Source organism: Ensifer adhaerens (assembly GCF_028993555.1).
Classification (GTDB): Bacteria; Pseudomonadota; Alphaproteobacteria; order Rhizobiales; family Rhizobiaceae; genus Ensifer; species Ensifer adhaerens_I.
Genome location: NZ_CP118610.1, coordinates 2,082,205 through 2,100,337 on the forward strand (window position 1 = coordinate 2,082,205; position 18,133 = coordinate 2,100,337).

Consider the following 18,133-nt stretch of genomic DNA (forward strand, 5'->3'; position numbering starts at 1 on the left):
CGACGCAGCCGCCAAGACCGGTTATACTGCCGGCCTCGCTGCCCGGGGGCGCAACGTGGAACCGGAGAGCCTCTCTCGAAGGGAGTTCGTGGCACTCGTGGCCGCCCTCATGGCCATCGAGGCGCTGGCGCTCGATATCATGCTGCCGGCGCTGCCGGATATCGGCGCCGCCTTTCAGGTGGCCGACCCGAACGACCGCTCGCTCGTGCTTACCGTGTTTCTGATCGGCTTCGGCCTGCCGCAGGTGGTGTTCGGGCCGCTCAGCGATCGTTTCGGCCGCCGGCCGCCGATCCTGATCGGTCTCGCCGTCTATATCGTCTGCGCGCTGGCTTCGCCGGCCATGAGCCACTTCCCGGCCCTGCTTTGGCTGCGCTTCGCTCAAGGGGTGGCGGCCGCTGCCATTCGCGTCGGCATTCTCTCCGCCGTGCGCGATCGCTACCATGGCGCCGCCATGTCCGAGGTCATGTCGGTCGCCATGTCGATCTTCCTGCTCGTGCCGCTTCTGATGCCCGGTGGCGGACAGATCATCCTGCTCGCGGGTCCCTGGCAACTCATCTTCGTTGCCATGGGCGCGCTTGCGGCAATGGTGGGGCTTTGGACCGTGCTGCGCCTGCCCGAGACGCTTGCGGCCGGCAATCGCCGCTTGCTCGACTTCGCCAGCGTTGCGGATGGTTTTGCCCTGGTGATCCGCAACCGCGCGGCCTTCAGCTACGGCCTGTCGGGCGCTTTCCTGCTCGGCATCATCCTGGCGCTGATCAATACGTCGCAACAGATCTATGTCGATATCTATCGCCTGGGCCCCTATTATCCGCTCGCCTTCGCGGCCATGCCGGCGGCTGCAATCCTCGGCTTCCTCACCAATTCGCGCCTGGTCGCAAGGTTCGGCATGCGCCGGCTGGCCCATGGCGCCATGCTCACCTTCCTCGCCGGCAGCCTCCTCTGGCTTGCGCTGGTCCAGTTGGCCACGCCGCCGCTCTGGCTGTACCTGCTGATGGTCGTGCTGGTCACACCCATGGTCACCTTCGGCTTTCCCAATACGGGCGCGCTCGCGATGGAGCCGCTCGGTGCGATCGCCGGCACCGCGTCTGCCATCTTCGGCGCAACCCAGACCGTCGGCGGCGCCATCCTCGGCTTTGCCGTGGCGCAGTCTTTCGATGGCACGCTGTCGCCGGTCATGGCGAGCCTCTGCCTCTTCGGCACCTGCGTCCTCATTTGTTTCCTCGTCGCCGAGAAGGGCCGCCTGTTCGGCGATGGAAGCATGACGACCGCTCCGGCACCGGACGCATGAGCAGCTTGATTTTGCCCCTGCAATCGTCGCCCATGGCAGCAGCCATCCCGACTCGTCGTCGCATGACGATCGCGACACGAGAAAACCGCAACTTGCCCGACAGACCAAAGGTGCCTCGTTGACAACAAGCCTTGCACGGATCGCCGCAACCCTGCTCGCAACCTCGATCGCATCTGCCGCCGCGGCGGGCGAGACGATCCGCGCGCCCTCGGGCACCTATTGCGGCGCGCTTTCCTCCGCCGGCGTCCTGTCGGATGCGCAAACGCACTTCGAGACCGATGCCAGCGGCACGATCATTGGGAAATACGTCTTCTCCGACCAGGGCCAGCCCGTTCCCGGAGAGCTTGCCGAGACCGGCGACGACGGCGACGGCAGCGATCTGACCCGGACCTTCATGTGGCGCGACAAATATGGCTACGGCCAGCTGATCGTGACATTCACGCCGAACTTTTCCGAATTCGAAGGCAAATGGAACGCCGGCGGATCGGAATTCCTGCCGTGGAACGGCCGGTGGTGCCAGCAGACGATCAGCTAGGGTGTCCACCGTTCCCCAGACCGGCGCACGGTCGCCAGCGGGCTCCACCAATGCCCGCTATCTTATCCTGAGGATCGTGCTCCATCCCGGTTTCAACCCCATCGCCGCCAACTTTTCACCAAGCGTCATGATCGACTGCATCAGTTGATCTGGGCCCTCAACGACTTTGTTGTCGATCTTGGCGACCAAGCTGCAGCCCGTGTGCTGCTGGAACATCGCGACCGCGCGAAGCATTTGCTCCAGAACGTGCAGTGGTGACGGTGTGCGTGGGGGCGTGAAGGAGAAGCGCACCTCATGAAAATTCTGCTCGCCCGTTGCTACCATCTCAGGAAGCACATAGCCCAGCTTTCCGTCATCGGCTTCGACCCAAACCAGATAGTCGGTCTGGTCGGTGGGATCCGCCCATTGAAAACAATCCATGTCGCCCCACCGAAATCCGATGGAGTGCAACAGGTTCCAAACTTGCCTGCCGTCAAATTTTTGACCGCCCCTGTGATAGGCGGTGACGCTAACGGAGTCTGGTTCGAGCTCGAGAATAGCCTTCACACGATCGAACGTTGACGAGATTCTCGCTATATCCAAAGGCGTGCAGTCAAAGCGAAATGGCAATCCGGCAAGCTGTGCGGCCAGGCGTTGGTGCGCCCGAACAATTGTTTCTGAGTCGTACTCGTTGCCTCGACCAACCGACCAGGCGGCGATCAACTCGCACCCTTCGTCAGGCGCGTCCGTGGAACTGAGAAACGTCGTGCGTCCGGACGGCGTTACCACATAGTAGGTCGGGCAAAGTACGGCCTTGTGCACGTCGCCGTAAAGTGCGTCCTCAATCGCCTTGCGCGAGAAAGTTTCACCGGCGGGAAAGCGTGCCACAACGTCAACATCCGGATCCGGCCCATAATCCCGGTCTTCCGAAGGCCCTGTTTCGCCATCCGGATCGTCAGTTAGGGGCGGAGGAACCAGCTCCAGCAAACGTTCGAGCCTCGCTGTCCCCGGCATGGCCGCCTCCGCTCTGGAGAGAGACACGCCCGAGGGCACAAGCTGCAGATCGCCAATTCTGACCACAACCGGCCCCGGGTCCGGACGCGCCTCGCTGGAAAAGAGATTCCTCAACCACTTCATACTTTTAAATGCCAATTTTCTTCTCTCGCAATCGGAGGATTATGTTTCATTGCTGCTGCCTTTGTTGGCTCCGAAGTTCAAGCGAAATCAGCCACCGGCTTTAAGGCCACGTCTTCCTCACGCCGCGATCACCCCGCGCATCAGCCCTTCCAGCCAGTCGGCAAACACCTTCAGCCGGCGCGACAGGTGCTGGCGGTGCGGGTAGAGCAGCGCCATCGGCATGGGAGCAGCGTTGTGCTCGGGCATCACCTCGACCAAACTTCCGTCCCGCAGATGGTCGAGCACGTCGAAGGCCGGGATCTGGATGAGGCCGAGGCCAGCGAGGCAGCAGGCGATGCTGCCTTCGGCGCTGTTGACGCTGATGCGGCCCGGCACCTGCGCCGTGCGCGCCTCGCCGGCTTCCATCCACTCCCAGTCCTCCACCCGGCCGCTCGATGGCGAGGCATAGTTGACCGCGAAATGATCTTGGAGATCGGCCGGCGTCCTGGGCGTGCCATGGCGCGCAAGGTAGTCGGGGCTTGCTACATTGATCAGCCTGAGCGTGCCGAACGGCCGGGCAATGAGGCTCGAATCCTCGAGCGGCCCGACCCTGAGCGCACAGTCGACGCTTTCCTCGATCAGGTGTACCGCCCGGTCGGTCATGCCGAGATCGATGTCGATGCCCGGGTAGCGTGACAGGAACTCCGGCAGCGCCGGCGCCACGATCAGCCGGCCGATGCGGCTCGGCAGGTCGACCCGCAGCCGCCCGCTCGGGCCGGAAGCGCCGCGGCGAAACAGGTTCTCCGCCTCGTCCATGTCGGAGATCAGTCGCAGGCAGCGTTCGTAGAAGGCGGCGCCATCCTGCGTCGGCGCCACCTTGCGGGTCGTGCGGTGCAAGAGCCGTGTGCCGAGCCTTGTTTCAAGCGTCTGCACCGCCGCCGAGACCGATGAGCGCGGCAGCCCCAATGTGTCGGCGGCGCGGGTAAAGCTCGCGCATTCGACGACGCGGGTGAAGATGCGGAAAAGCTCGATCCTGTCCATGCTGTGCCACGTCCATTGTTCGTCAATCCTGACAAGTCATGTCATGACCGGGTGCTTTATGCTAGCCGCGCCGACGATATTCTCAACCCTGCGATGCCTGTCGCTCCGCTGACCTCTCGCGTTGGCGGTGGTAAGGCCCGCGCTATTTGAAACGCGGCGTGCGGCGTTCGGGACGGTCAACGTGCTCAGGACGGGCCGTCAGCGCCGGGGCAAACCGGAAAACTGCGCGCGCTTGCGCCGTAATTCCCACGAGCATTCCCGCTCGCCGCAAACCGGCCGCAGCTGGCGGCCGACAAAAGGAGACGACCATGGCAGACCACAGCATCACTGGAAAATCCGTTCTGATCGCCGGCGGCGCGAAGAACCTCGGCGGCCTGCTTGCGCGCGATCTCGCCGAACACGGCGCCCGCGGTGTCGCGATCCACTACAACAGCGCCGCTACCCGGGCGGCCGCCGAAGAGACCGCGGCCGCGATCAGGGCGACCGGCGCCGCAGCGCACGCCTTTGCCGGCGATCTCACCAGCGCGGCCAATGTCGAGAAGCTCTTTGCCGATGCGAAATCCGCGCTCGGCGGCATCGACATCGCCGTCAACACCGTCGGCAAGGTCTTGAAGAAGCCCTTCGTCGAGATCACCGAGGCCGAATATGACGACATGAGCGCCGTCAATTCCAAGTCCGCCTTCTTCTTCCTGCGCGAGGCCGGCAGACATGTCAGCGACAACGGCAAGGTCTGCACCCTCGTCACCTCGCTGCTCGGCGCCTTCACGCCCTACTATGCGGCCTACGCCGGCACCAAGGCGCCGGTCGAGCATTTCACCCGCGCAGCCGCCAAGGAATTCGGCGCACGCGGCATCTCGGTCACGGCCATCGGCCCCGGCCCGATGGATACGCCGTTCTTCTACCCGGCCGAAGGGGCCGACGCCGTCGCCTACCACAAGACGGCATCCGCCCTCTCCGGCTTCTCCAGGACCGGCCTTACCGACATCGAGGACATCGTCCCCCATATCCGCTTCCTCGTCTCCGACGGCTGGTGGATGACCGGCCAGACGATCCTCGTCAACGGCGGCTACACGACGAAGTAGGTCCGCCGCGGGTCTCGCCTCTCGTGTGCCCGGTGAGGCCTCTCATCCGCACGGTGAGGAGACGCTCCTCATCCGCACGGTGAGCAGACGCTCCTCTCATCCGCCTGCCGACACCTTCTCCCTGCGGGCGGGGAGAAGGCACGTGCGGCATGCTTTGCGACCCACGTTCAGGGCGGCTCGAGGCGTCATGTGCTTGCTCAATCCCCCGCCCCCACGAATGGGACACGGGTTAGCGTGAAGGGAGAGCAACGAATGGCGCGTTGCAGCAAGGCCCGCACCTGCGACGCAAAATACGATTGGAATTTTAGACCGTTGTGTAATGTGATGCGGATGAGCGCATGGCGCGCGACGGGGCTCGATGGGTGAAGTTCATGGCGTATAACTGCTTTTTCTGCCGCCACCTGCTGGCGAGCATGGCGCTGCTTCTGGCAGTCGCCCTGCCCGCCTTTGCCCAGACGACGCCAGCGCCGATCACCGTCATTCTCACGCCCGGCCAAAGTGCTGCCGACATCGAGCAAACCCTGCGCGCCGCCACAAAGATCGGTGGGCCGGTCACCATCGAATGGCACGACGCGACAAGTAAGTCTGCAGCGCCGGCCAGCGCAGTGACACCTGACAACGGCCACACCGCGACACCGGCCGTCGCCGCCACGCCGGCAGCCGCCACGTCGCAGCAAGCCGCTCCAGCCGTCGACCCGGAGGATTCCTTCGACACCCTTTCTGCCCGCTTTCTCAATGGTTTGCAGATGGGCCTTGCGGGCATGTCCGGCATTGCCGGCGTGATGGCTGACGTCGCGGCAGGCATCCGCGCCGAAGGCTGGTCGGTGGTCTCGGTTGCTGCCATCGCCATGCTGGCCATTGCCGCGGGGCTCGCCGCCGCCTTCGCCAGCCGCGCCCTTATCCATCGGCTGTTCGGCGCCAACTTCGAGGTGGTCGACCTCTTGCACCGCATGCGCGCCTCGGTGATCCGGCTCGGCTTCGACATCGCCTATCTCGTGATCTTCGCCACCGTTGCCCACACGATTGCGCCTCTGCTCCTGACGCGCGGCACGGCCTCTTCCGAGCTTGCCCATGCCCTGATCACCATCGCCGTCGTCTCCGCCGTCTATGCCGTCGGCGCCCGTTTCCTTTTCGCGCCGACGCGGCCCGAGATCCGCCTGCTCGATATTCCCCACCCGCGCTTTCACGCCAACATGCTTGCCGCCTATGGCGCGATCGGCGCCGTCGTCGGCGCCAGCGTGCGTTTTGCCCACCAGCGCGGGCTGGAGCTTGCCGCCACCGATGGCTGGCTGCTGATCGGCGTCAGCATCCTCACGCTGGTCAAGCTCCATTGGTTCATTGCAGGCAGCGGTGATATCCGCGCGCTCTTTGCCGGCGAGAACCCCGGCCCCGTGCGCCGCGCCATCGCCTTCGGCGTGCCGGAGTTTTACGCGCTGAGCGCCATCGTGCTCTGGCTGATGAGCGTCATCGTCGCCGGCAGCCCCAACAGCGCCGCCTGGAGCTTTGCCGGCGGAACCACGCAGATCATCCTGCTCGCGCTGCCGATCCTCGCCTTCGGCATCCATTCGCTGGCCGGCGCCGCCGCCGAGCGCCGTCGCACGCCCGCCTCCTCCAGGCTGCATGCGGCGATCTCGGGCAGCATCCAGACGGCGCTTGCCGGCGCCACCTGGCTGATCGGCCTGCACATCATCATCGAGCTCTGGCGGCCGATCATGGTCCAGGACGACACCGCCGCCGCCGTCGGCTGGATCGTCGTTCTCGAGCGCATCAGCCTTGCGGTCGTCGCCGCCTGGGTGATCTGCAGCTTCCTCTGGCGCAGCTTCGAGGCCTTCTCGCCATCTGCCCGCGTCGCCATGCCCGGCGACAGCGAAGACGAAACGGTGATCCATCAGGCAAGCCGGCTGTCGACCATCCTGCCGCTCGTGCGCAACCTGATCTTCGGCGGCATCTTCGCCGTCACCAGCCTCGTCGTCCTCTCCGCGCTCGGCATCAACATCGCGCCGCTGCTGGCCGGCTTCGGCGTGCTCGGCCTTGCGCTTTCCTTCGGCTCGCAGACGCTGGTGAAGGACGTCGTCTCCGGCATCTTCTTCATCGCCGACGATGCCTTCCGCGTCGGCGAATATGTCGATACCGGCAAGCTCAAGGGCACGGTCGAGCGCATCTCTTTGCGTTCGCTCCGGCTGCGTCACCAGAACGGCCAGATCCACACCGTCCCCTACGGCCAGCTGCAGGCGGTGACCAACTTCAGCCGCGACTGGAGCACGGTGAAGTTCGAGCTGAAATTCGAACGCGACGCGGACCCTGAAAAGATCCGCAAGACCATCAAGAAGGTCGGCCTTTCCATGCTGGAGGATCCGGAGATCGGCGGCGAATTCCTGGTGCCCTTGAAGATGCAGGGCATTCAGGACGTCACCGAAAACTCCCTCGTCGTGCGGCTGAAATTCACCGCGCGGCCCGGCAACCCCAGCATCCTCCAGCGCGAGGCGATGAAGCGCCTGCTGCCGGCACTGCGCGAAGCCGGCCTCGACCTCGCCTCCAACGCCGTCACCGTGCGCTCGGGCGCTGCCGGTGCCGCAGAAGCGGAGGCTGCGGCCGCAAACCTGGCGCTGGCCAGGAAGCCGGTGGCACCGGAAGCAGCAGACGCGGAAGGGTAACCGTCAATCCGGCGCGACGCGGCGACGGACGTCCTGCGTTCGTCGCGGGTCATCTCGCTCGTCAAGCCGACCAAGTAAGGCCGACCAAGTAAGGCCGACCAAGTAAGGCCGATCAGGCCAAGCAAGGCCGCGCAAGTAAAAGGCGCGGCCGGCAGCCAATACCCGCTACAGTTTTGACATCATTGTTGCATTACCTCAAATGCACAGACGAGGCTCAGGCGCTGCAGCACCCTGCCGACGCTGCCATGTTGCCGCTAGCACCGAGGATGTTGTCTGATGCGATCCATGCGCCTCGCCCCGTCTGCACTTGCCCCGTCTGCACTTGCCCTGTCTGTTCTTGCCCTTTCGCTTCTGCCCTTGGCCACCGTCCACGCCGAACCGCCCACCTACGCGCTGCACTATGCGCTGATGCTGGACGGTGAGGATCCCGTGGCGGGCGAGGTCGCCTGTTTCGTCGGGAAGCCCTGTGAATTCACACCGTCCCCGGCCAGCAAGATGACGTTCAAGTTCAGCAGGCGTCAAAACGAAATTGAGATCACCTGCCCCGAGCGTGAATGTTCGCTTGCCTATGGCGAAAGCCGAACATATTGCGGCACCTGCGAGGAAGTCGGCGTCTTCGAGGGTCGCGACAATGGCGGCGTCGAAAAGCTGTTGGTGCTGCGCAGCTACCCGCAGCTCGGCACGCTGCTGTTGCGCTACCGGACACCGTAACGACCGTCGCAACGACGGTTGCGCGTCGGATAGGACGCGCGGCGCTGTAGGAGATAGCACCAGGCCCTCGCGGCCACGGATCACCACGCGCCTTATGGTCGTCCCTTCAACCCTCCCGTAACCATCCCGAAAATTCGCGGGTCGCGCTCCTCACGAACTACGGCAAGTGCCGTATGTCGCGCGGTCGCCAATACATCTAGGCCCAAGCGGTCCCGCGCGTGCTGCGTGGATCGAACTGAGGAGACTGCCCATGAAAACCATCCTTGCCGCTGCGGCATCATTCGCGTTCGCAACGTCCGCCTTCGCGGCCATGCCCCAGGCCGGCTCTGCCGTGCCCCAGCCCGGCTTTGCCGCGCCGACCGAAAAGATGACCGTTCTGAAGACGGAGCAAATGATCGAACTGGCCTGGGGGCCAGGCCGCAACCTCGGCGTCAGCACGAACAGGAACGGCGGACCGACCAAGGGAAAGACGTATACCGGCTAATGCGCTGCGCTCAGGGCGGCCTGGCCGCCCTGAGTTTTCACCCCGCCTCCTCGCGTGAGGCGCGACCGCTCCTCCTCGCTCCATCGCGGCAGATCACAAGCGCGTCCAGCGGCAGGGCGTTGCCGTCCCTTGCCCCCTGTCCCCGCGGGAACAACATGGGCCCGGTTCCGTTGCTAAAACGAATGCACAAAGGCCGAAGGCCTTTCAATCGGGGCATGAGTTCCGGTTCGGTCAACGCCCGGCCCAGCGAAGGATCATGGTCAGGCAGAAAGCACTCGGAGCGCCCCAATGCGTATCATCCTGGTAGCACTTTTCGCATCGGTCATGAGCATACTGGCGTTCAAGTATGCCGACCACTCACTCGGCAACCACCAGATCGTCGCAACGGCAGACGAGCTCGCCGCGCTCTGAGCGGCCTTTGAAAATAGCCCGGTTCCTCCCGCCCCGGGGGCGGCACCGTCACACGGACCGGCTCAGTCGATGCTCGCAGAAGTCGCCAAGCCCCTCGCGCATAGGTTTCATTTCGCCTTGCAACGATTTCGGTCTTCTGCAATCATCGCCGCATGCAATCGTCTCGCGCCATCATTGCTGCCAAACCTCTGACCGCTCCGGCGGCCGCATTCCCTATTTGCGTCTCTGGATAGCAGCGGGAACGGCTTGGCCGACCTTCTCGCCCCAGGGGCGGGAAGATCAGGCCGATCCTTCCAACTGATATCGAGACGTTCCCGATGCGACATACGCGCCTTCGAAGCCCGGTGACCCTGCCATGAGCCGATCATCCGGTGCTTCCTTCACCTTTCTCCTGCTTGTCATCTGCACAGCACTTTCCCTTGCCGGCACGGATCTGATCCTGCCGGCGGTTCCTGTCCTGCCGGCCGTGTTTTCCACCAGCGAAGCGACGGCGCAGATGGTGCTTGCCGCCTATGTCGGCGGCAGTGCGCTCGGCCTGCTGCTCTTCGGCCGCCTCGCGGATCACTTCGACCGCAAGACGTTGATGGTCGCAGCGCTTGCCGCCTTTGCCGCCACGTCCCTTGCCGGTGCCTTTGCGCCTGATATGGCCGTCCTGATCGGCCTGCGGTTCCTGCAGGGTATCGCTGCCAGCGCCGCACCCGTGTTTGCGCCTGGCGTCATCCGGCAATTGTTCAGCGAGAAGAAAGCCGTGCGCGCCGTCGGCTTTCTCGGAAGCGTCGAGTCGCTAGTTCCGGCCCTGGTGCCGATCGCCGGCGTCGCACTTCTTGCGCATTTCGGCTGGCAATCGTCGTTCGAGCTTCTCGGTGCGGCCGGCGCGATCGTCTTCGTCCTGATGCTGGCGATCGGCCTTCCGCGCCAGGAGCGAGCCACCGGCAGGCAGGGAACCTATCTGCAACTGCTGACCGATCCCGTCTTCATGCGCTACGCCCTGAGCCAGGCGATGACACTCGGCGGCCTTTTGACCTTCGTGTTCGGTATTCCCATGGTGATCGTCGAGACGATGGGCGGCACGCTCAACGATTTCATCGTCGTGCAGATCGTCAACGTCGCCGGCTTCATCGTCGCCGCTAATCTGACCGCGAGGATCGCCGAGCGCTTCGGCACCGAAGAAGTCATCATGGCCGGCAGCGCGATGGCCGCCGCGAGCGCGCTCGCCCTCCTCGCCTACGGTCTTGCAGGCGGAACCAACCCGCTTCTCGTACCCGTTCTCTTCCTGCCCATGGGCATCGGCCTGGGCTTGCGCGGCCCCATCGGCTTCTATCGCGGCATCGTCGCTTCCGGCAGCAATGATGCCCGCGGCTCGGCGCTGATCGTCTTCTTCGTCTTCATGACGACGACATTGGGCACGGTGGCGGCAGCACCCGTTATCACCAAGGGTCTGCCGGCGCTTTCCCTCGTCGTCAGCGCAATCCACCTGCTTTCGGTCGCCATCCTCTGCGCACTTCCGAAGCTGAAGGGGGCTCCCTCTGCATAGCCGGATCGCGACAGACGACCGCGCCCCCTGAGCGCGCGGTTTCGTCCCATCGGCAGGAACTCTCCCGGGGACCCCGCAAACCTGGCCAGCCGGGGCGCCCCCCGGCTGCCGCGCGCCCGCCTGGCGCGTCCGCTTTGCGCTTCCATCCCGGAGCGGTTCTGGTAAGACCGGAACACGCAAAACGGAGTGCTGCACCATGAAGAATGACAACCTCTGGTACTGTCTTGTCGGCACGAATGACACCAACACCGGCATGCTGCGGTTCCTCGGCGCTGTGGTCGCCTTCATCCTCGTGTTCGGCGCGTTTTTCTGGCTGCTGGGCATGTAAGCCCCGCAGCTTGCCGACGACGCGGGCCGCCGTCGCAGGGGGGGCCCCGCCTGCCCAACCGCAGCTCCGTCGATCGGTCCGCCACCCGGGAATTGGTCGCGCCCACTTGCGCAATGACTAATACGCGACGAACGATGAGAGAACGCTCCAAGCACGAAAGCGGTCTCGCTCTAACCGTTTCCCCCAATTGGGTGAGGAACAATTCGTGAAAGCGAACCGCACCGGGTTAGAGCGCCGGCCGTTCGCCGTTCTCGGTTCCTCGGTGTTGTCTCACGATCCTCCGGCGCGGCTCCAAACGGACAAGTTGCGATTGATGATCGAGCAATTTATACGATTACAATCATGAACCTTCGTTTCGTCGCCGCCGGCATGTGTGCCGCGCTTTTGTGCGCAATCGCCATTGTTCTGTTCGCACCTCGAACGGAACCGCTGACGATAAGCTATTATAAATACGAGTGGGGGCTGCCGGCCTTGCGAAAGCGCCCGGATGCCGCACGGGAATTCATCGCCATTTGCGCTCCGGAAATCCAATCCGAACTCAAGGAGACGGACCTCAAGGAAACGTCCTACGCCAATCGAGCCGAGATGGCGCAAGATCTCTGCCGGCGCTATTTCGCCGTGGTGATTGATGGCAGGCTTACGCTTGCGGAGATCAACCTCACCGGCCCCTTTCCGCTCTCCTTGCTTGAGGAGGCTGAACGCCGGCAACCGCGCTTCCCGCGATGACGGAAGCTCGCAGCAACTGCGCCGGCGGGCTGCACGTTGCGTACCCGCCCCAACAAAAAGGCCGGAGCGCGCGGCTCCGGCCCTTCTTTTCTTTCGCTCTCAAAACTCGTGCCAGTACATCCGTGGTCAAGGTCGAAAGCAACGCGCAACTGCGAGCGTGATGCTCAACAGTTTGCTTGTATTAACTTTATAGGACCGGGCGCATTTGTGGACAACCTGTCCCTTTGGGCTACGGCACACGCCAGGGATTAGTTTTGGCGACGCATCGCGGTCGCAAGGCCGGTCCGGTTTCCAGCTTTTGACGCCGAGACAATCAGCGATTACTTAATTATAGTCGTCCTGGAGCGCCATGCGTTCATCCGAACGCAAGAATGTCGTTCCAGTATGTTGTTTCTAGGTATCTTTCCGCTTTCAAGTGAACCCACTTGAAGCGAGGTGCTCTAGAATAGGAGCCGCAGGGGCCGGCACTTGGCGGATTCCATCCGCAGCGTGCCCCCTTTCGCGGTTGTCGTCAGGGTCGTTCGGCGCGCCTGGGGAGGCACATGTCGGGGTTCGATCACAGGCACATGAATGGCGCGATCCTCGCGGCGATCCTGGTGCTGGCCGCCCTGTTCCGCCTGCATGACGTTCAGCAGCCGCTCGTCGATGCCTTCAGCTGGCGCGAAGCGAGCACGGCAATGATGGCCGACAACTTCTTCCTGCGCAGCTGGAACATCTTCTTCCCGGAGGTGAGCTGGACCGGTCCGGATCCCTCCTATCAGGGCCGCGAACTGCAGGTCATCTCCTATATCACCGCCCTTCTCTATGCCGTCTTCGGCTGGGACGAGACCTGGGGCCGGCTCGTCGCCATTGCCTTCGGAATCCTTGGCGTCTTCGCGCTGCATCGGCTGATCGCGCGGCTCTGGGACGAGGCCCACGCCCATGCCGGCGCCTTCCTGCTGGCGATCATGCCGGGCGCGGTGATGATCGACCGCTCGTTCCTGCCGGATCCGGCCATGCTGGCGCTGGTGACGACGGGCGCCTGGGCCTATGTCGCCTATCTGCAGAACGATCGCCTGCCCCTTCTTATCGTGGCCGGCCTGCTGACCACGACCGGCGTGCTGGCCAAACTGCCGGGCATCGCGGTCGTCGTGCCGATGACCTATGCGACCTTCGCCATCCTGCACCAGCGCGACCGGCTCAGCCTCGGCCGGCTCCTGGCAATCCTGCCCGTCGCGCTCGTCGCCGGTGCACTCATCCTTGGCTATTACTGGTGGGCGCATTATCTCGGCACCAACTATCCGCCTTACCATGTCGCCGGCAGCGGCTATCTCTGGAGCGACGGGCTTTCCCGGTTCCTCGACGAAGCCTTCTACATTCCCGCCACCTGGAGGATCGCCAGCAGCTGGCTCTTCACCCTGCCGGTGGTGGTGCTGACCGGCATCGCGCTCCTGACCGCCCCGCCGGCGGCCGGCGACGCGGGGGCGCAGGCAAGGCCCGGTGGCGCGCCCTGGTTCTTCCATGTCTGGTTCCTGGGGGCGGCGATCGTCTATGTCTTCGCCGCCCGCGAGATCAAGACCAACCCCTGGAACTTCCATATCTTCAACGTGCCGATGGCCGCACTTGCCGGGCGCGGGCTGATCCTGCTGGTCGGCATCGGCCGCGAACAGGGGCTGCCCACGCGTGCGCTGCGGCTTGCGGCAATCGCCGCCGTCGTCGTCATCGGCGGCAGCATCCCCGGCCTGTCGCTGATGAAAACACCCTATGCCGACCACGGCGAAAAGCTCGGCACGAAGCTCAGCGAACTCAGCCAGCCCGGCGAGCTCGTCATCACCGCGACGCCGACGATCGGCGATCCCGTAGCGATCTACTACAGCCGCCGCCGCGGCTGGGTCTTCCCGCCCGGCGGCGGCGAGACCGAATGGTCGATGCTGATGGAGGACGACGACGCGATCGAGGCGCTGGAGGAACTGCGCGCCCGGAACGCCACCTGGTTCGGCATCGCCAAGAACGCCCGCGACATGCAGCGGCGCAAATTCCTCGAATACAACAGAGGGCTGATCGAGCATCTGGACAAGACAGCCGAGCGCGTCTTCGACAACGACACGATGCTGATCTATCGGCTCGCGCCGCCCGGCAACGGCGGCAAGGCTGGCCGCGTGCGCGCGGCGCGCATGCTCGCATCGGGTCATGACGGCCAGAGCGCCCTGCCCGACCCAGCCCCTTGAACGTTGCCGCTTGCCGCCAGCCGGTCTCCTTGAGCCGACGCAGCAGATCAAACTGCGACAGCGTTCTGACAGGACCGGTGGGCGCTATCCAAGACGATGCGGCCGTCTCACCCGATCAGGCTTCCGGCGCGCCGGGCGCTTGCTGGCGCCACCCGCCGGTCACCGTCGAACAGCAGCCCGCCGTGGCGTTCCAGCTCCTCTTCGGCGAGCCGGATCAAATCCGCCGCCCGCCCTTCGGCCGCCTGCCGGAACGCCGCATCGAAGCGCTCGGCGAGCCCTTCGTCCATGCGCGAAATCAGCCGCGGCAGCCACTTTCCGCGGCCCGACCAGCGCCCTCGGCCACGAAGCATCAGGTCGGCGAGCGGCGTCATCAGCTCAGCGGCGATGGCACGTGTCTCGGCAGCCGCGCGCGGATCGCGAAGGTCGTCGACAAGGTCGGTGATCTGATAACGAAGCGCGTCGCGCTGCTCCGGCGTCAGCGGTACTGGCCCCGCGCCGAGACGATGCCGCGCCTCGGCCTGAAGGGCTGCAGCGCGCGCCAGGCCAGGGCCGATCGCGACGCCATCCGCCAGCATATCCAGAAGCACGGGCCGGCCGCCTGCGGCATCCTGATCGACGAACCAGTTGAGCGTCTCGGCATCGTGCACGAAGGCTTCCACCGGAAACCCATGGGAATGGAAGCTCTCACGCCAGGCGGCGGGCACGGTTTCGTGCAGGACCACAAGGTCGATATCGGACGATGCCGTGCCTTCACCGCGCAGGATCGAGCCGGCGACTATGGCAAAGCTCGCCTTCGGGAAGCGCGCAGCGAGAACCGCCTCGGCCGCTGCCAGCGCCTCGTCCACGCGATCGTCATTTTCTGTCGCCATTCAGGCCTCCAAACGCAAGGATCCTCCCGATATGGCGTTCACATCGGGAGGATCCTTGAAGGAAGCGATGGACGCGTGAACCTATTGCAGCGTGCGGACCGGTGCCGGTGCCGGCTGGCCGGCGGCTGCACCCGCGGCATTGTTGGCCGAACGCCCGGAGTCGAGGCCGGTCGCGACGACCGAGACACGGAACGTGCCGTCGAGCGTGCGGTCGAAGATCGAACCGACGACGATATCGGCCTCGTCATAGACCTCTTCGCGGATGCGGGTGGCTGCTTCGTCCACCTCGAACAGCGTCATGTCCATGCCGCCGGAGATCGAAATCAGCACGCCCTTGGCGCCGCGCATCGACACTTCGTCGAGCAGCGGGTTGGCGATCGCAGCTTCGGCAGCCTTCAGCGCCCGGCCCTCGCCGGTCGCCTCGCCGGTGCCCATCATCGCGCGGCCCATGCCCTTCATCACCGACTTCACGTCGGCGAAGTCGAGGTTGATCAGGCCCTCCTTGACGATCAGGTCGGTGATGCAGCCGACGCCGGAGTAAAGCACCCGGTCGGCGATCACGAAGGCATCGGCAAAGGTGGTCTTGGCATCGGCGATGCGGAAGAGGTTCTGGTTGGGGATGACGATCACGGTATCGGCCGCCTCTCGCAGCCGTTCGATGCCGAGCTCCGCCGTTTCCATGCGGCGCTTGCCCTCGAAGCTGAAGGGCTTGGTGACGACGCCGACCGTGAGGATGCCGGCTTTCCGCGCCGCTGCCGCAATCACCGGAGCAGCGCCTGTGCCCGTACCGCCGCCCATGCCGGCGGTGACGAAGCACATATGCGTGCCGCCGAGATGATCCATGATCTCGTCGATCGATTCTTCCGCCGCCGCCCGGCCGACATCCGGCAACGAGCCGGCGCCGAGGCCTTCGGTGACGGCCGCGCCCAGCTGGATGATGCGCGACGACTTCGACATGGCGAGCGCCTGCGCGTCGGTGTTCGCCACCACGAATTCGACGCCCTGAAGCCCTTCGTTGATCATGTTGTTGATGGCGTTGCCGCCACCGCCGCCGACCCCGATGACGGTGATCTTCGGGCGCATTTCGGTGATCGTGGGCTTCTTGAAATCGTTCATGGCTTGTCTCCTAGAGCCGGCACCTTGCGGGGCGCCGGCAGCGGCGAATCGGGCAGCTGTTATTTTAGGAATTGAAAAAAGCCATGGAGAAGGCAAGGAAAAAGGACGGAACGGCTATCCACATATGAATTTTAGCGGGGCCTTTCGGTGGCAACCTGGCGGACTGCCCTGCGCGGCGCCAGAGCAAAAATCGACCGTCAGATCAGTATCTTGCCCTGGTCCAAAGCGTGGAGAGTTGCCCCTCACCCGAACCCTCTCCCCGCCTGCGGGAAGAAGGGACGAGGACGACGGCCGCCTCACGATCTGACGTTGTCCGTCAAAGAAGCGGCTACGGAGACTGGCCGAGGCGGGACGAGCGGCTGCGGCGTGTCTCCTTCTCCCCGCTTGGCGGACAGAAGGTGGCCGGCGGGCCGGATGAGGGGCTGATCCATGGCCCACAGGCTACGAAATTCACCCCTGCCCCTGTTGGCCCTAAGCCTCGAAGCTCGGGCGCGAGCGCACCCGCTCCAGCCAGCCCTGGACGTTCTTTGCCGAAGCCGGGATCTCCATGCCGAAGACATCGCAGAGCCAGGCGGTAACGCCGGCGGTGATGTCGGCGATCGAGAACTCGTCGCCGGCGAGGAACGGCCGCCCATCCGAAAGCTCGTCGTCGAGCCAGCCCCATTTCGTCGGCACCGCCGCCCGTTCTGTCTCGGCGAAGGCCGGAAACTGCGTCAGCCGCTCGGCGAAGAAGGCATCCGAATGCAGCGCCACATTGCCGACGGTGCCGAGGATCACCAGTTCGGCGCGCCGGTTCCACATCTCCACCTTGGCGCGGCTGACTGCATCATGGCCGAAGAGCTGCGGCTCGCGCTTCGTCTCCTCCAGATAGCGGCAGATCGCGACGCTCTCGGTGATGATCGTGCCGTCGTCGAGTTCCAGCACCGGAATCTGCCCGAGTGAATTGACCGCCAGAAACTCCGGCGCCCTGTGGTCGCCCTTGCCGAAATCGACATCCACCATCGGCAATGAAATGCCCTTCTCCGCCATGAAGATGCGCACGCGATACGAGTTCGGCCCCATGCCCTGATAGAGTTTCATCTTGTCCTCCTGTCGATGAGGCAGTTCGCCTCGTTCCTCCTCAACCGCTCCTAAGCGGGATACCGGTTGTTTATAGCAACCAGTTTCATTTAACTCAATGGTTTATTTCAAAACACCACCGAAGCATCGGCCCACCCTCGGCACACCGAGCGCCGCTACGCAAGGTTCAGCGACAACAACGCCCTATGGCGCCCGAACGCTTGCCGTTCCCGCTGCCAATGATCGAGATGGCCATCCCGTTTCAGCCGCTCGGTCGCCACCGCTCCGATCATCGCCCGCATCGCCGCCTCATCGCCCATATGGCCAAGCACCTCGGCCACCATCGCGAGCAGCGCTTCGTCCAAGGCAAGGCCATAGGTCGCGCACAGGCGTTTCAGCCGCCGGCTGCCGTCGCGCAGATCCGTCAGCGCCGCCGCCTTCAATTCATCGGAATGGAAGGAAAGCGGCACCATCCAATAGGCGAGATAGGCAAGATCGCGCAGCCGCGGCCCGGGCCCGGCGAGATCGAAGTCGATGATCCCTGCCGGTTCGCCGCCGCGAAAAATGAGATTGTACGGCGCAAAATCATTGTGGCAGACGACCTCTAAGCGGCTTTGATCCGGATACCGGAAGGCCCAGCGATCAGCCGCCGTGAACGTAAAATCGGCAGTCGCGTCATGATAGGCCCTGAGCAACGCGGCAGCGGCAGCCAGCGCATTCTCAGAGAGCCAGATCTCGGACGACACGTCGGCTTTGCCCTCGAGGAAACTCAGGACCTCGCGCCCATGATCATCGAGGCCCAGGAAGCGCGGCGATGCCTGAAAGCCCTTTGCCTCCAGATGAAGGAGCAGCCGGTGGACGCTCGCACTTTGCGGCGCGGTTGCGCGGCGCACCGTATCGCCCACACGCACGACGCCCGCGTTGACGTTGCCGCCGGCAAGCGGCGTTTCCTGTGACGAGCTTTCGGATGTCATCAGACCGTTCGATGGGCTG

At 64.4% G+C, this 18,133-nt stretch carries 17 protein-coding genes; 11 read left to right on the top strand and 6 right to left on the bottom strand.

All coding sequences use genetic code 11. From position 1 onward, the window contains the following. Positions 1-88: 88 nt before the first annotated feature. Positions 89-1,288: a multidrug effflux MFS transporter gene (locus tag PWG15_RS10195; protein WP_275024297.1), complete on the top strand. Its 1,200-nt coding sequence runs from the start codon at positions 89-91 to the stop codon at positions 1,286-1,288. A gap of 118 nt (positions 1,289-1,406) precedes the next feature. Further along, a complete protein-coding gene (locus PWG15_RS10200; protein WP_275024298.1) occupies positions 1,407-1,823 on the top strand; it encodes a hypothetical protein in 417 nt (138 codons plus the stop codon). A gap of 57 nt (positions 1,824-1,880) precedes the next feature. On the opposite strand, the gene PWG15_RS10205 is transcribed toward PWG15_RS10200, so the two are convergent. Together PWG15_RS10205 and PWG15_RS10210 are read right to left on the bottom strand one after the other, a co-directional pair. Beyond that, positions 1,881-2,816: a cell division protein ZipA C-terminal FtsZ-binding domain-containing protein gene (locus PWG15_RS10205; RefSeq protein ID WP_275024299.1), complete on the bottom strand. Its 936-nt coding sequence runs from the start codon at positions 2,814-2,816 to the stop codon at positions 1,881-1,883. A 240-nt stretch (positions 2,817-3,056) separates the two neighbouring features. Continuing rightward, a complete protein-coding gene (locus tag PWG15_RS10210) occupies positions 3,057-3,959 on the bottom strand; it encodes a LysR family transcriptional regulator (protein ID WP_275024300.1) in 903 nt (300 codons plus the stop codon). Positions 3,960-4,267: 308 nt separating this feature from the next. Here PWG15_RS10210 and PWG15_RS10215 point away from each other — a divergent pair, with 308 nt between their 5' ends. The 9 genes from PWG15_RS10215 to PWG15_RS10255 all read left to right on the top strand — a co-directional run bounded on the left by PWG15_RS10215 (position 4,268) and on the right by PWG15_RS10255 (position 14,096). Next, positions 4,268-5,041, top strand: coding sequence for an SDR family oxidoreductase (locus tag PWG15_RS10215; RefSeq protein WP_275024301.1), 774 nt, complete (start codon positions 4,268-4,270; stop codon positions 5,039-5,041). Between the two features lie 371 nt (positions 5,042-5,412). Beyond that, positions 5,413-7,695, top strand: coding sequence for a mechanosensitive ion channel family protein (locus PWG15_RS10220; RefSeq protein ID WP_275024302.1), 2,283 nt, complete (start codon positions 5,413-5,415; stop codon positions 7,693-7,695). 276 nt (positions 7,696-7,971) lie between these two features. Continuing rightward, positions 7,972-8,406: a hypothetical protein gene (locus PWG15_RS10225; protein WP_275024303.1), complete on the top strand. Its 435-nt coding sequence runs from the start codon at positions 7,972-7,974 to the stop codon at positions 8,404-8,406. 250 nt (positions 8,407-8,656) lie between these two features. After that, a complete protein-coding gene (locus tag PWG15_RS10230; RefSeq protein WP_275024304.1) occupies positions 8,657-8,890 on the top strand; it encodes a hypothetical protein in 234 nt (77 codons plus the stop codon). A gap of 288 nt (positions 8,891-9,178) precedes the next feature. Next, complete coding sequence (locus PWG15_RS10235) at positions 9,179-9,301, top strand: hypothetical protein (RefSeq protein WP_275024305.1); 123 nt, start codon at positions 9,179-9,181, stop codon at positions 9,299-9,301. 355 nt (positions 9,302-9,656) lie between these two features. Then, complete coding sequence (locus PWG15_RS10240) at positions 9,657-10,835, top strand: MFS transporter (protein ID WP_275024306.1); 1,179 nt, start codon at positions 9,657-9,659, stop codon at positions 10,833-10,835. A gap of 196 nt (positions 10,836-11,031) precedes the next feature. Further along, the gene (locus PWG15_RS10245) at positions 11,032-11,163 is read left to right on the top strand and encodes a hypothetical protein (protein ID WP_275024307.1); all 132 of its coding nucleotides are present in this window, start codon (positions 11,032-11,034) and stop codon (positions 11,161-11,163) included. A 342-nt stretch (positions 11,164-11,505) separates the two neighbouring features. Beyond that, positions 11,506-11,889, top strand: coding sequence for a hypothetical protein (locus tag PWG15_RS10250; protein ID WP_275024308.1), 384 nt, complete (start codon positions 11,506-11,508; stop codon positions 11,887-11,889). 542 nt (positions 11,890-12,431) lie between these two features. Continuing rightward, the gene (locus tag PWG15_RS10255; RefSeq protein ID WP_275024309.1) at positions 12,432-14,096 is read left to right on the top strand and encodes an ArnT family glycosyltransferase; all 1,665 of its coding nucleotides are present in this window, start codon (positions 12,432-12,434) and stop codon (positions 14,094-14,096) included. Positions 14,097-14,203: 107 nt separating this feature from the next. Here the strand turns inward: PWG15_RS10255 and PWG15_RS10260 are convergent, their stop codons facing one another. The 4 genes from PWG15_RS10260 to PWG15_RS10275 form a co-directional block, all read right to left on the bottom strand. Continuing rightward, complete coding sequence (locus PWG15_RS10260; protein ID WP_275024310.1) at positions 14,204-14,965, bottom strand: nucleotidyltransferase domain-containing protein; 762 nt, start codon at positions 14,963-14,965, stop codon at positions 14,204-14,206. Between the two features lie 81 nt (positions 14,966-15,046). Beyond that, positions 15,047-16,081, bottom strand: a complete 1,035-nt coding sequence (ftsZ, locus tag PWG15_RS10265; RefSeq protein ID WP_223724718.1) for a cell division protein FtsZ — start codon at positions 16,079-16,081, stop codon at positions 15,047-15,049. Positions 16,082-16,552: 471 nt separating this feature from the next. Then, complete coding sequence (locus PWG15_RS10270; RefSeq protein ID WP_275024311.1) at positions 16,553-17,161, bottom strand: glutathione S-transferase family protein; 609 nt, start codon at positions 17,159-17,161, stop codon at positions 16,553-16,555. A 155-nt stretch (positions 17,162-17,316) separates the two neighbouring features. Further along, positions 17,317-18,114, bottom strand: coding sequence for a phosphotransferase (locus PWG15_RS10275; protein ID WP_275024312.1), 798 nt, complete (start codon positions 18,112-18,114; stop codon positions 17,317-17,319). Between the last annotated feature and the right edge of the window lie 19 nt (positions 18,115-18,133).

Excerpts from the sequence above, each read along its gene's own strand:
- PWG15_RS10250 (WP_275024308.1), top strand. The coding sequence starts at position 11,506 with ATGAACCTTCGTTTCGTCGCCGCCGGCATGTGTGCCGCGCTTTTGTGC.
- PWG15_RS10245 (WP_275024307.1), top strand. The coding sequence starts at position 11,032 with ATGAAGAATGACAACCTCTGGTACTGTCTTGTCGGCACGAATGACACC.
- ftsZ (WP_223724718.1), bottom strand. The coding sequence starts at position 16,081 with ATGAACGATTTCAAGAAGCCCACGATCACCGAAATGCGCCCGAAGATC.
- PWG15_RS10220 (WP_275024302.1), top strand. The coding sequence starts at position 5,413 with ATGGCGTATAACTGCTTTTTCTGCCGCCACCTGCTGGCGAGCATGGCG.
- PWG15_RS10205 (WP_275024299.1), bottom strand. The coding sequence starts at position 2,816 with ATGCCGGGGACAGCGAGGCTCGAACGTTTGCTGGAGCTGGTTCCTCCG.
- PWG15_RS10210 (WP_275024300.1), bottom strand. The coding sequence starts at position 3,959 with ATGGACAGGATCGAGCTTTTCCGCATCTTCACCCGCGTCGTCGAATGC.
- PWG15_RS10260 (WP_275024310.1), bottom strand. The coding sequence starts at position 14,965 with ATGGCGACAGAAAATGACGATCGCGTGGACGAGGCGCTGGCAGCGGCC.
- PWG15_RS10215 (WP_275024301.1), top strand. The coding sequence starts at position 4,268 with ATGGCAGACCACAGCATCACTGGAAAATCCGTTCTGATCGCCGGCGGC.
- PWG15_RS10225 (WP_275024303.1), top strand. The coding sequence starts at position 7,972 with ATGCGATCCATGCGCCTCGCCCCGTCTGCACTTGCCCCGTCTGCACTT.
- PWG15_RS10275 (WP_275024312.1), bottom strand. The coding sequence starts at position 18,114 with ATGACATCCGAAAGCTCGTCACAGGAAACGCCGCTTGCCGGCGGCAAC.
- PWG15_RS10270 (WP_275024311.1), bottom strand. The coding sequence starts at position 17,161 with ATGAAACTCTATCAGGGCATGGGGCCGAACTCGTATCGCGTGCGCATC.
- PWG15_RS10255 (WP_275024309.1), top strand. The coding sequence starts at position 12,432 with ATGTCGGGGTTCGATCACAGGCACATGAATGGCGCGATCCTCGCGGCG.
- PWG15_RS10240 (WP_275024306.1), top strand. The coding sequence starts at position 9,657 with ATGAGCCGATCATCCGGTGCTTCCTTCACCTTTCTCCTGCTTGTCATC.
- PWG15_RS10235 (WP_275024305.1), top strand. The coding sequence starts at position 9,179 with ATGCGTATCATCCTGGTAGCACTTTTCGCATCGGTCATGAGCATACTG.
- PWG15_RS10230 (WP_275024304.1), top strand. The coding sequence starts at position 8,657 with ATGAAAACCATCCTTGCCGCTGCGGCATCATTCGCGTTCGCAACGTCC.